Source organism: Phyllobacterium sp. P30BS-XVII (genome assembly GCF_014138335.1).
GTDB lineage: Bacteria > Pseudomonadota > Alphaproteobacteria > Rhizobiales > Rhizobiaceae > Phyllobacterium > Phyllobacterium meliloti.
The window spans coordinates 252,045-264,385 of sequence record NZ_JACGXO010000004.1; the positions used below are offsets into that span (position 1 = coordinate 252,045).

At 55.8% G+C, this 12,341-nt stretch carries 10 protein-coding genes; 9 read left to right on the plus strand and 1 reads right to left on the minus strand.

Annotated features, from left to right (window positions below; all coding sequences use genetic code 11):
- The first annotated feature begins 209 nt into the window (after positions 1-209).
- Both FHW17_RS13410 and FHW17_RS13415 read left to right on the plus strand, forming a co-directional pair.
- Entirely contained in the window at positions 210-2,066 is a 1,857-nt protein-coding gene (locus tag FHW17_RS13410) for an ATP-binding protein (RefSeq protein ID WP_246706826.1), read from the plus strand.
- Between the two features lie 2 nt (positions 2,067-2,068).
- Positions 2,069-3,430 carry a sigma-54 dependent transcriptional regulator gene (locus FHW17_RS13415; RefSeq protein WP_182510092.1) on the plus strand — a complete coding sequence of 454 codons (1,362 nt, stop codon included), beginning with the start codon at positions 2,069-2,071 and terminating at the stop codon, positions 3,428-3,430.
- On the opposite strand, the gene FHW17_RS13420 is transcribed toward FHW17_RS13415, so the two are convergent.
- Positions 3,427-4,545, minus strand: a complete 1,119-nt coding sequence (locus FHW17_RS13420; protein ID WP_182510093.1) for a LacI family DNA-binding transcriptional regulator — start codon at positions 4,543-4,545, stop codon at positions 3,427-3,429. The genes FHW17_RS13415 and FHW17_RS13420 overlap by 4 nt on opposite strands.
- 177 nt (positions 4,546-4,722) lie before the next feature.
- On the opposite strand from FHW17_RS13420, the gene FHW17_RS13425 reads away from it, so the two are divergent.
- The 7 genes from FHW17_RS13425 (at position 4,723) to FHW17_RS13455 (ending at position 12,318) form a co-directional block, all read left to right on the plus strand.
- On the plus strand, positions 4,723-5,703 hold the full coding sequence (locus FHW17_RS13425; protein ID WP_112526044.1) for an ABC transporter substrate-binding protein: 981 nt from the start codon (positions 4,723-4,725) through the stop codon (positions 5,701-5,703).
- 99 nt (positions 5,704-5,802) lie between these two features.
- A complete protein-coding gene (locus tag FHW17_RS13430) occupies positions 5,803-7,341 on the plus strand; it encodes a sugar ABC transporter ATP-binding protein (protein ID WP_246706828.1) in 1,539 nt (512 codons plus the stop codon).
- The gene (locus tag FHW17_RS13435) at positions 7,338-8,336 is read left to right on the plus strand and encodes an ABC transporter permease (RefSeq protein ID WP_112526042.1); all 999 of its coding nucleotides are present in this window, start codon (positions 7,338-7,340) and stop codon (positions 8,334-8,336) included. Before FHW17_RS13430 ends, FHW17_RS13435 begins: the two co-directional genes overlap by 4 nt.
- On the plus strand, positions 8,333-9,307 hold the full coding sequence (locus tag FHW17_RS13440; RefSeq protein ID WP_112526040.1) for an ABC transporter permease: 975 nt from the start codon (positions 8,333-8,335) through the stop codon (positions 9,305-9,307). The genes FHW17_RS13435 and FHW17_RS13440 overlap by 4 nt, the downstream gene beginning before the upstream one ends.
- Positions 9,308-9,309: 2 nt before the next feature.
- Complete coding sequence (locus FHW17_RS13445; RefSeq protein WP_182510094.1) at positions 9,310-10,332, plus strand: aldose epimerase family protein; 1,023 nt, start codon at positions 9,310-9,312, stop codon at positions 10,330-10,332.
- A gap of 67 nt (positions 10,333-10,399) precedes the next feature.
- Positions 10,400-11,716 (plus strand): NAD(P)H-dependent oxidoreductase, encoded by a 1,317-nt coding sequence (locus FHW17_RS13450; protein ID WP_182510095.1) that lies wholly within the window; start codon positions 10,400-10,402, stop codon positions 11,714-11,716.
- Positions 11,717-11,958: 242 nt separating this feature from the next.
- Positions 11,959-12,318 (plus strand): hypothetical protein, encoded by a 360-nt coding sequence (locus FHW17_RS13455; RefSeq protein WP_112522531.1) that lies wholly within the window; start codon positions 11,959-11,961, stop codon positions 12,316-12,318.
- Positions 12,319-12,341 lie beyond the last annotated feature (23 nt).

A 12,341-nucleotide genomic window follows, 5' to 3' on the forward strand; every position in this document is an offset into this window, starting at 1 on the left:
ACCCTGTCAGCCTCCCGGGCCCTCGTTCTCGAGAACAACCTACGCATTCTCTTCAATCTCATTAGCAAGGGCCGTGCCAATTAGAAGATATTCTTTAACTATCTGATTTCTAATAATATTATTCTGCGCGAAGAAATCTTCAATCTTCACATGTGCGAAATTACGCACAAAATTATTGTCAATCGTGCGGATATATGCACAAATCAGATATGGAAAGTTCGGTTGAGAAAGACGTGGATACACTGCCCGTGGTGGCAGGGTCGAGCGCCATATCCAAATTGATCTATGGGGCGCTCGCGGTGTTCCTGATCCTTGGTGCATTGCTGGCTGCCAATGATTATGGCCGCAATCGTGCCTACCAGACACTTGAAACGAGAGCGACAAGCGCTGCGGAACTTAACGCTGTTCTCCTGCGGACAGTGCTGGAAAAGCAGCGTTCGCTTCCATTTGTTCTTTCACAGGACCGGGATCTCATCAGCGCGCTGACATCGCGTAGTGAAAGCATGCTGCATCTTGTGGACCGCAAGCTGGAAAGCCTGATCGAAGGAACACACGCGTCGGTTATCTATCTTCTCGATGCCAAAGGCACGGCACTTTCGGCCAGCAACTGGCAGGAACCGACGAGCTTTGTCGGGATAGACTATAGTTTCCGCCCCTATTATCTGCGCGCCCTGGCAAGCGGAAGCGCTGAACATTATGCGCTTGGCACGATCAGCAAAAGGCCGGGTCTTTATATTTCACGGCGGATTGATGGACCTTCAGGCTTGCTTGGTGTGATCGTCGTGAAGGTCGAATTTGATGAACTTGAAGCCGACTGGCGAAAAAGCAGCGATCCATCCTATGTGATCGACCCCCGCGGTATTGTGTTGATCACCAGCTTTCCCGAATGGCGGTTCATGGCGCAGGCGCCGATACCACCAGATCAGGTTGGCCCTATTCGTGAAAGCCTGCAATTTGGCGCTGCGCCGCTTGCTCCCTTGAGTGTCACCCCGGCATTGACGCAATCAAGCCCCGACCGGGTAACGGCGCAACTGCCCGGTTCCAATCAGGATGCGGAATTTATTCGCGTTCGCGTCCCTGTGCCGACCACAAGCTGGTCATTGCAGTTGCTGGCTCCTGCCGGAGCGGCAGTGACCGAGTCCATACGGTCCGCACAACTCGCCGCTTTGGCCGTCCTTGCACCCGTCCTCGGCTTCACTGCCTTTTTCCTGTATCGCCGGGGCCGCGCATTACGGCGCTTACACTATCAGGAACAGGCGCGCCTTGAGCTGGAGCGCCGCGTGGCAGAACGTACGGAAGCGCTGAGTACGGCCCATGCTGAACTGGTGATGCAGGCTGAAGAGCGGCAGAAGACAGAAAACAAACTGCAAACCGTGCAACAGGAACTCGTGCAGGCCAACCGCCTGGCCATTCTTGGGCAGGTGACAGCAGGCGTGGCCCACGAGATCAATCAGCCGGTGGCCGCCATCCGCTCCTATGCCGACAATGCCAAGACCTTTCTGTCACGCAATCAAATGGAGCCGGTGAAGGAAAACCTCTCGGCGATTGCTGGTCTGACAGAACGTATTGGCAGCATTACCGACGAATTGCGCACCTTCTCCCGCAAGGGCACCAGCGATGCTGGCCCGGCGGCGGTCAGCGACGTTATCGAAGGTGCGTTGCTCCTCCTTGGCAGCCGCTTCCGACAGACCGTTGGCAAGATCACCACCGAGACACCGCCTGTAGAGGTGAAAGTCCATGGCAATCGTATCCGGCTGGAACAGGTTCTGATCAATCTGATGCAAAACGCGCTTGAGGCAACCGAAGGTGGGCCATCGAGCCGGATCAGCGTTGGCTATGCGCTTGCCGATGACGAGGTACAGTTGACGGTGGCCGATAATGGCCCCGGCATCCCCCCGGAAATTATGCAGGCCCTTTTTACCCCTTTCAATACATCCAAAGACCGCGGCCTCGGATTGGGGCTGGTGATTTGCCACGACATCGTCGCCGAATATGGCGGACGCATTGAAGTGGAGAGCAACAACGCAGGAACCAAATTTACCGTTCATCTCAAGAGGGTTGTTTGATCATGGATTTTCAACCTCACATTGCGTTTGTCGATGATGATGATGACCTGCGCAATGCCAACCGGCAAACATTGGAGCTGGCCGGTTTCAGCGTGGTTCCCTTTGCCGACGCGATGAGCGCACTGCGATTTCTGACACCGGATTTTGCCGGGGTGGTCGTCAGCGATGTACGCATGCCGCATATTGATGGCGTGGAGTTTTTCCGGCGCTTGCGCGAGATGGATGCGGACCTGCCGGTCATTCTGATCACGGGTCACGGCGACATTGAGATGGCCGTTCAGGCCATGCAGGAAGGTGCCTACGATTTCATCGCAAAGCCCTATCCCGCCGAACGTCTTGTCCAAAGTATTCGCCGTGCTGCCGACAAGCGCCACCTCGTTATGGAAAACCGCCAGCTGCGGCAAATCATGGAAGCTTCCGATGAAGCTGTGCCGCTGATTGGCCAGACGCCTGTCATGCAAAACCTGCGCAAGACTTTACGTCATGTGGCCACTGCGGATGTGGATGTGCTGATTGCCGGTGAGACCGGCAGCGGCAAAGACGTCGCCGCCGGGCTTCTGCATGAATGGAGCCGGCGCAAGCAAGGTAATTTTGTTGCGCTGAATTGCGGCGCATTGCCGGAGTCTGTGATCGAAAGCGAATTGTTCGGCCATGAGGCGGGAGCCTTCACAGGTGCTCAGAAAAAGCGCATCGGCCGGATAGAATATGCTAGCGGCGGAACGCTTTTTCTCGATGAAATTGAGAGCATGCCGCTGGCAACGCAGGTGAAACTCCTGCGTGTGCTGGAAATGCGCGAGATCACGCCGCTTGGCACCAATGAGCATCGCCCCGTTGATCTGCGTGTGGTCGCCGCCGCGAAGGTGGACCTTGGCAGCCCTGAACAGCGGGCCAATTTCCGCGAGGACCTTTTCTATCGTCTGAATGTCGTGACGGTATCGATACCGCCTTTGCGCGAGCGCAAGGAGGATATTCCGCTATTATTCACACATTTCCTGCACCGCGCAGCCATTCGCTTCAAGACCGAACCGCAGGAAATGACTTCAGCCATGCGGGCGCGGCTGATGGAGCATGACTGGCCCGGCAATGTGCGCGAACTGGCGCATTTCGCCGAGCGGGTCGCCCTTGGGCTGGGGGAAATGGGCGGCGAACGGGTTGCCGCGCCCACCACGACACCCGTTAATCTGCCCGAGGCTATGGAACAGTACGAAGCCAAGCTCATTCGTGACGCGCTATCAGGCAATAATGGCGATGTGCGCACGACGATCGAGGCGCTGGGGATTCCCCGTAAGACGTTTTATGACAAACTGCAGCGTCATGGCATTGATCGCGCAGACTACATCAAGGCAAAGGCCGCTCAAGATTAGATTTGTTCGATACAATCCGTCACCGAGAGGCGCTCCACCAATGGACATTCCAATTTGGTAATGGGATAGCGCGTGCCGCTACCGGGCACATATGTATCCAACTGCTCGATGGCCCAGCGGCCCATGGCGCGGTGCGGCAGAACCGACGTGGTCAATTGCGGGTGCAGGTGCCGCGAGATTTCTTCATCGTCATAGCCAATGACGGAAATATCTTCCGGGATGCGGATACCCGCCTCTTTCAACGCTTCATAGCAACCGATGGCGGTTCGGTCATTCTGGCAGAAAATGGCAGTAGGCCTGTCTTTCAGCGCAAGAAGCGACCGGGTGGCCTTGTACCCCGCGCTTGCTGACCAGTCACCCTCTATGACCAACTCAGGATCAAACGGAATATCCGCTGTCGCCAATGCCCGGCGATAGCCGCGCAGCCGGTCTTGCGCTGCTTCCATCCATGGCTCCCCTGTGATGATGCCGATACGTTTGTGGCCATGCTGGATCAGATGGCGGGTCGAATGCTGACCACCGGCAATCTCGCTTGGAATAACAGCCGGAAATGCATAGTCCGAGGTGTAGCAATTCAAAAGAATAAGCGGGATATCGAGATCATAGAGATAATCAGGCAAGGTCACTTCACGCGTGAAAATCGCCATATAGATCAGCGCGGATATGCCCTGTTCACGCAAGGCGCGGATGGTGCGCGGTTCCATCTCAGGATCATTCAATGTCTGGGCAACCAGAATGATGTTGCCTGCATTCCATGACGCCTGCCGTGCGCCCTCGATCGCAACCACCGCTTCCGGACTGGTTGCCAGTTGGTCAACGACAAAACCGATTTTACCGTCGACAGCTGGCACATAGGTGTCGTTGGCATCAAGATGGGCAAAATTCGGCGCCGCGTAACCAAGCGAACGCGCGGCCTCAATCACCCGCTCCCGCGTTTCGGTGGCAAGCTTGATACCCGGTGTTTTGTTCAGAACAAAAGAAACCGTCGCTTGCGAACACCCGGCGATGCGCGCAATATCCGTCATCGTCACCCGCTTGTTCACGCGCTTGCGCCGGGCTGAAATCCGGGCGGACTTTTTTTTGTCAGTGGTCGTATCATCCACTGTGTCGTTCATGTCGAAAATAGCCCTTTGCCATGCTCAGACGCATCTGAATCGATGAAGCTGCATCCGGTTGATTATGCAGCGAACCACCGACTAATCAACATAAATAATTATTGACTAATTTTTATAAATGAAGATGATCAAGCCAGTGGAATATCCACGCTCTGAATTTCTGGGAGGAAAATTCGTATGTCTATTACCCGTCGTACCCTCTTGCTTACATCCGCCGCTGGCCTCGTTGCAGCGCTGGCAGCGGGCAGTGTTTTTGCCGCTTCGCCGCCATTGAAGAAGAAAGATACCTACAAGGTTGGCTTTGCCCAGACCGAAAGCAACAATCCATGGCGTCTTGCCCAGACCGCCAGTATGCAGGAAGAAGCCAAGAAGCGCGGCTGGCAGCTTGTTTATACGGATGCGGCAAGTTCCGCAGCCAAGCAGGTTGCCGACGTCAATTCGATGATCGCACAGGGCGTCGACCTGATTTTCCTAGCACCTCGTGAAGAAAAGCCGCTGATTCCAGCGATCAAGGCCGCCAAAAATGCTGGTATCCCGGTCATCCTGCTTGATCGCAGTGTCGATGCATCCCTTGCCAAGGCTGGCGATGATTATGTGACCTTCATCGGCTCCAACTTCATTGAAGAAGGCCAGCGTATCGGCGAATGGCTGGTCGCAAATGCCAAGGGCAAGACCAAGATCATTGAACTCGAAGGCACCACCGGTTCATCACCAGCCAATGATCGCAAGAAGGGTTTTGACGACGTCATCGCCAAGCATTCGGACTTCAAGATTGTTGCCTCACAAACGGGCGATTTCGCCCGCGACAAGGGCCGTCAGGTTGCCGAAACCCTGCTTCAGGCACACCCCGATGCCAACGTGATCTATGCCCACAATGACGAAATGGCCATTGGTGCGATCTCGGCCATTGAAGCTGCTGGCAAAGTGCCGGGCAAGGACATCCTTGTTCTGTCAATTGATGGCGGCAAGGAAGCCGTGCAGGCTGTTGTTGATGGCAAGATTGCCGCCGTGGTTGAATGCAATCCACGCTTCGGCCCCAAGGCCTATGACACCGCTGCGGCCTACGCTGCTGGAGAGAAAATCCCTGCATTGATCATCAATCCGGATCAGTTCTACGATGCCAGCAATGCGGCGAAATTGTTAAGCTCTGCCTATTGATATTTGACGAAGCCAGCGCTCCAATGGGGCGCTGGCTTTTCCACGTCTACGTATCTCTGCGCCGCACAAATTTCAGACGATTTCAGAAATGGCTTTGCAATGGACACCGATAATCTTCTATCGATGACAGGTATCGACAAGCGTTTTGCCGGAATCCCCGCCCTATCAGCTGCTTCGTTCACTGTGGCACGCGGCGAGGTGCATGCGCTTATCGGCCAGAACGGCGCTGGAAAATCAACACTCATCAAAGTTCTGACCGGTTATCACCGGCGCGACGCAGGCGAAGTGACTTTCGATGGTAAGCCGTTTGAAGTCTTCTCGCCGCAACAGGCGCAGGCGAGCGGTATCAGCACCATCTATCAGGAAATCAATCTGGTTCCCTACCGGTCCCTGACCGAGAATATTTGCCTTGGGCGCGAACAGCGCCGCTTCGGCCTTCTTGACTGGGCGAGCATGCACCGCGAGGCCGAAGGTCTATTGCAGCGTTTCAATATCAAGGTCGATGTTCGCCGTCCCCTGATGGAATTCAACACGGCAACCCAGCAGATGGTGGCGATTGCCCGCGCCATTGGTTTTTCGGCCAAACTCGTCATCATGGACGAACCCACATCGTCGCTCGACGAGCGCGAAGTCGGTGTCCTCTTCAATGTTATCAGGCAATTGAAACAGGAAGGCGTTTCGGTTGTGTTCGTCAGCCACAAGCTGGATGAACTTTATGCCGTGTGTGATCGCGTCACGATCATGCGCGATGGCAAGACAATCAGAACCGCCCGCATGGACGAAATCGGAAAAATCGATCTTGTCTCGTCCATGCTTGGCCGCAGCATTGAAAAGACAGAGGGCCACGCCACGGCTTTTACCGCGCGCGATGAAAAGAACATCGGAAAAATCCTGCTCTCCGCCGATAATTTGGCCGTGGGGCAGATTGTTCAGGATGTCTCGTTCAATATCCGCAGCGGCGAGATTGCAGGCTTTGCCGGATTGCTTGGCGCAGGCCGTACGGAAACGGCGCGGCTGGTCTTTGGCATCGACCGGCTGAAAAAAGGTGCCATGACCTATGGCGACAGGACATTCGAACCGAGGCGACCAGCCGATGCCATAGCAGCGGGCATGGGCTTTTGCACAGAGGATCGCAAGAGCGAAGGCATTGTCCCTGATATGAGCGTTGCCGAAAACATGATGCTGGCGCTCATGCCGAAACTCAGCAAGTCGGGTATTATCGACGAGAAAGCCCAGCGGGACATTGTCGAGCGCTTTATCAAGCAGCTCGGTATCAAATGTTCAGGGCCGGACCAGAAGGTGCGTGAACTGTCAGGCGGCAATCAGCAGAAGGTTCTGCTTGGCCGCTGGCTGGCGATGAACCCGCGCCTGCTCATTTTGGATGAGCCGACGCGCGGGATCGATGTCGGCGCCAAGGGCGAAATTCAGTCCTTGATCAAATCTCTGGCGGATCAGGGTTTGGCCGTCTTGATGATCTCTTCGGAGCTGGAAGAAGTCATTGAAGGTGCTGACCGGGTGTTTGTTCTGCGCGACGGCGTCAGCGTTGCCGAATTCGACCGATCAGCCGCCACAGAAGATGCGCTTATGGGTGCCATGGCGCATGGCAATGCGCCTGTTGTCGAAAAGGCCCTGACATGACCGACACGCCGCAAACCGCACACACAAACAAGCGTTTCGATGCATTCGAGTTTCTCGCACGTTATGGCACGCTGATCGCCCTGCTTCTGCTCATCCTGTTCAATCTGGCATTCACGCGCAACTTTGCCACGATCCAGACCCTGAATGTGAATCTCACGCAGGTCTGCACCATTGTTATCGTCGCAGTTGGTATGACGCTGGTTATAGCTACTGGCGGCATTGACCTCTCCGTCGGCTCGCTCATGGCCATTTCAGGCGCTTTGGCACCAATGATCTTTCTTGGTAAGATTGTCCCTATCGACAATATCTATCTGGCTGTTGCCACCGCCATGATCGTTTCCATTGCCGTGGCCGGACTGTTTGGCCTGTTCAATGGCTGGCTTATTTCAGCCTTTCGAATTCAGCCGATCGTTGCCACGCTGGTGCTATTCATCGCCGGGCGCGGCATTGCGCAGGTCATGACCAACGGCAATCTTCAGACATTCCGTGTGCCGCAATTCCAGTTTATCGGACTTGGCCGGATATTCGGCATTCCCGTACAGGTGATCCTGATGGTGATCATTGTGCTTGCTGCCGCATGGATGCTGAAACGCACTGTCTTTGGCCGCCAGATTATCGCCATTGGCGGCAATGAGCGGGCGGCTGAACTCTCCGGCATTGCTGTCGCCAAGGTAAAACTGCTCGTCTACGCCATTAGCGGTCTTTGCGCCGGTATAGCCGGGCTTGTGGTCATCGCCATCAATTCATCCAGCGACGCCAATCAGGTCGGTCTTGGCATGGAGCTTGATGCCATCGCCGCCGTCGCCGTCGGTGGCACACTTCTATCAGGCGGCAAGGCAACCATCATCGGCACGCTGATCGGCGCCATGACAATCCAGCTGGTGCGATACACCTTGCTGGCCAATGGCGTCCCGGATGCCGCTGCACTGGTGGTCAAAGCCGGGATCATCGTGCTCGCCGTCTGGATTCAGCAACAAGGCAGGGCACACGCATGACCAGAGCAAAATACATATCCCTGCTTGGCAGTTACGGCGTGGTGCTGGCACTCCTGCTGCTGATCCTGTTCGGCTGGGCGCGCTACGATTACTTCCTCGGCTTTTTCAACATCACAAGCGTGCTGCGCTACAATTCCATGTTTGCGCTGGTGGCACTTGGCATGTGCTTCGTCATCATGACCGGCGGTATCGACCTTTCAGTGGGTTCGACAGCCGCGCTTGGCAGCGTGGTCGCAGCGCTTTTCAGCCCGCAAGGCGCGTGGATCGGGCTCGGCGCAGGTGTCGGCGCGGGGCTCTGCGTTGGCCTTATCAATGCCACGCTGGTGACGCGGCTCAAAATCATGCCCTTCATCGCCACACTCGCAATGATGCTTGCGGCCAGCGGTACCGCCTTGCTGCTCGCGGACAATCAGTCGGTTTCCGTGTCCTATGACAGTGGCTTCACCACCATAGGGCAGGAAAATTTCCTCGGTTTCCCCATCCCCGCATGGATTGCCCTTGGCGCCTATATCGTTGGCTGGATCATTCTCAATTTCACCAGTACAGGACGCGGTGTGCTTGCAGTTGGCGGCAATGAAGATGCAACGCGGATGATGGGCCTGCCGGTTAATCGGATTAAATTTCTGGTCTATCTTGCCAGTGGCGGTCTGGCTGGCCTCGCGGGCGTGATCCTCGCTTCGCAATTCGGCGCAGGCCAGCCGATTGAGGGCGTGGGCTGGGAATTGTTTGCCATCGCCGCTGTGGTTGTCGGCGGCACCTTGCTGACAGGCGGCGTCGGTTCCGTCGGTGCGACATTGGCAGGTGTGCTCCTGCTCGGTATTCTCTTTAACGTCTTGAATTTTGAGAACGGCAAGGGCTGGATTTCGCTTTCCGCCTATTGGCAATCGGTTATTCGCGGCCTGTTCTTGCTCATAGTGGTCATCTTGCAGGCGAAGTTGTCCTCGCGCGGCAATGCCGTGAAGGACCATTGAACATGCATGCGGTGCTGGGGCCCCAGCCATTCGGCACGTTTTCGGGCGAACCGGTGTTTCAGGCGACAATCCAGTCCGCATCGGGGGCAACAGCGCATATTCTGAGCTGGGGCGCAGTCATCCGCGATCTACAAATCCCTTTGACGGATGGCACATTGCAACGGGTTGTCCTTGGTTTCGATCAATTCGATCCTTATCCGCATCAGTCACCTTATTTCGGCGCACTGGTCGGGCGCTACGCCAACCGGATCGCCTATGGCCGGTTTACTCTCGACGGCAAGGATTATGTGCTTGATCGCAATGAAGGTGGAAAACAGACCCTGCATGGCGGGTCGAACGGCACGTCCCAGCGCCTTTGGCAGATTACCGGCTGGAGCACCTCTTCGGTTACGCTCGAACTGCAATTGCCTGACGGAGATCAGGGTTTTCCCGGCGCGATGAATGTGCGCTGCACCTACAGTTTCAGCACCGGATCAACGCTGCGCATGGACATCGAGGCGACAAGCGATGCGTTGACCGTCGCCAGTTTCGCCCAGCACAGTTACTTCAATCTGGATGGTTCGGATGATATTCGCGGCCATGAGTTGCAGATTTTTGCCGACAGCTACACACCGGTGTCAGACGATCTTATTCCCACCGGCGAAATTCTGCCTGTTGATCAGACACCGTTTGATTTTCGTCAAACTCGACTGATTGGCGCGCACTCATCATCGACATATGATCATAATTGGGTTTTGAACGGCGATGGGAAGAACGGTGTGTGCCATGCCGCTTCGCTGACGGCGCAGAACGGCTTGCAAATGCAGGTTCACACCAGCGAGCCCGGTCTGCAATTCTACGATGGCAGGATGATCGACCCTTCGCTGATCGGTCTTGACGGCAAACGCTACGGCCCGCATGCCGGATTGTGCCTTGAGGCGCAGCGTTTTCCTGACAGCCCCAATCAGCCGCATTTTCCAAGTGCGGTGCTTCGCCCTGATGGGACTTACCGGCAGCACACGGAATTCCGGTTCCTACATCGCTAGCCTGTTGCCAAGCGCCCTCTCCCGTCCTATGCCGGAGCAAAGCAGCCAGATGAGGAGCGTTTGAGGTATGGCGAGCAATGTAGCATTGACGGGATTGGCGCGGGATATGCAGGCGCGTGCGGATGCGGGGCGTCCAATTCGCATCGGTCTGATCGGATCGGGCGAGATGGGCACGGATATCGTCACCCGCGTCGCCCATATGCCCGGCGTCGAAATCGGGGCGATTTCCGAATTGAACCTGCCCAATGCCCTGAAGGCCGTCGATATCGCCTATCAGGAACCGGGCCATGCACGCGAGGTGAATACCGCTTCGGCGCTGACCTCAGCCATGGAAAGCGGCAGGATTGCCGTCACCGACAATGCGGATCTGATCCTTGAGAATGATCTGATCGATGTGGTGATCGATGCAACAGGTGTTCCGGCTGTCGGTGCCGAAATCGGGCTTCGCGCCATGGAGCATGGCAAGCATCTTGTCATGATGAATGTCGAGGCTGATGTCACCATCGGTGCATACCTTAAAAGCGAGGCGGATCGCCTTGGCGTGACCTATTCGCTGGGCGCTGGTGACGAGCCATCCTCCTGCATGGAACTGATCGAGTTCGTCTCGGCCATGGGCCATCCGATTGTCGCTGCCGGCAAGGGCAAGAACAACCCGCTCAACATCGATGCCATTCCTGATGATTATGAGGAAGAGGCAGCCCGCCGCCATATGAATGTGCGCATGCTGGTGGAATTCGTCGATGGTTCGAAAACCATGGTTGAAATGGCGGCGATTGCCAATGCCACCGGACTGGTGCCTGACAAGGCTGGTATGCATGGTCCGGCGGCAACGCTCGACCAGCTCAACAAGACGCTGATCCCGCAAAAGGATGGCGGGCTGCTGTCGCGCGTTGGTGTTGTCGATTATTCCATCGGCAAGGGTGTTGCCCCCGGCGTGTTCGTCGTTGCCGACATGTCGCATCCGCGCATATCGGAGCGCATGGAAGATCTGAAGATGGGCAAGGGTCCATACTTTACTTTCCACCGGCCCTATCACCTGACATCGCTGGAAGTACCGCTGACCTGTGCCCGCGTCGTGCTTTACGGCAAGGCGGATATGGTGCCGCTGTCCAAGCCGGTGGCGGAAGTCTGTGCGGTTGCCAAAAAGGACCTCAAGGTCGGCGAGAAGCTCGATGCGATCGGCGAATATTGCTACCGCGCCTGGATCATGACGGCGCAGGAGGCACGCGATGCCAGGGCGATACCCTGCGGCCTTCTGCAGGGCGGCACGGTGACAGCACCGATTGCCAAGGGCGAACTCATCACCAGCGCCAATGCTGCACCCATTGCAGGCTCAAAGATCGTCGAACTCAGGCAGCGTCAGGACAAGCTCGTTTATGGCTGATTCGGGTCAAGCCAGATGACGCCACTATTGAGCCGTTATGATCCAAGATCAGAGCGGCTTTTTATTGCGAGTATGGAATAAATTCACTTTGTCATTGCAAAACAAAGACTTGATGAGAGCATGGGCAACAATAATCCCATGCAAATAAATCTGTATAAAACCTGCATCTCCTTGAAAAAACCGTGTCAAGCGCCAATATTAATAATTGGTTAACGACTGAGTCTTTGGTGCAGGAGAATGCAGTGCCAGCGTATCAAGTCAAATTTGCCTATCTGACCAAGTATAAACAGACACGCCATCTGTTTCATCAACTTGTCATTGCCGACGACGAAGCAACAGCGCTCGCCGAAGGCCGCAGGTTGATGAGCAAACGGTCTCCCAATGCGCGTATCATGCATGAATCATGCGTTCTTCGCCCTGACAGTCAGGAAGTCGAAAGCGCGACGGCCAAGGGCTGGGTTCTCAACGACAATTGGTGGTCACGGCCAATTATGCCGGATGACGACCTTGCGGCGATTGCCAAGCATGGTTTTACCCATAGCAACCATATTCACGCAAAATCGGCGATGGATTGCGTTGCCATCGACAAATACGCGGCATGAATTAGAGTATCTAGGGCGGACCG

Excerpts from the sequence above, each read along its gene's own strand:
- FHW17_RS13410 (WP_246706826.1), top strand. The coding sequence starts at position 210 with ATGGAAAGTTCGGTTGAGAAAGACGTGGATACACTGCCCGTGGTGGCA.
- FHW17_RS13415 (WP_182510092.1), top strand. The coding sequence starts at position 2,069 with ATGGATTTTCAACCTCACATTGCGTTTGTCGATGATGATGATGACCTG.
- FHW17_RS13430 (WP_246706828.1), top strand. The coding sequence starts at position 5,803 with ATGGACACCGATAATCTTCTATCGATGACAGGTATCGACAAGCGTTTT.
- FHW17_RS13425 (WP_112526044.1), top strand. The coding sequence starts at position 4,723 with ATGTCTATTACCCGTCGTACCCTCTTGCTTACATCCGCCGCTGGCCTC.
- FHW17_RS13440 (WP_112526040.1), top strand. The coding sequence starts at position 8,333 with ATGACCAGAGCAAAATACATATCCCTGCTTGGCAGTTACGGCGTGGTG.
- FHW17_RS13420 (WP_182510093.1), bottom strand. The coding sequence starts at position 4,545 with ATGAACGACACAGTGGATGATACGACCACTGACAAAAAAAAGTCCGCC.
- FHW17_RS13445 (WP_182510094.1), top strand. The coding sequence starts at position 9,310 with ATGCATGCGGTGCTGGGGCCCCAGCCATTCGGCACGTTTTCGGGCGAA.
- FHW17_RS13450 (WP_182510095.1), top strand. The coding sequence starts at position 10,400 with ATGGCGAGCAATGTAGCATTGACGGGATTGGCGCGGGATATGCAGGCG.
- FHW17_RS13435 (WP_112526042.1), top strand. The coding sequence starts at position 7,338 with ATGACCGACACGCCGCAAACCGCACACACAAACAAGCGTTTCGATGCA.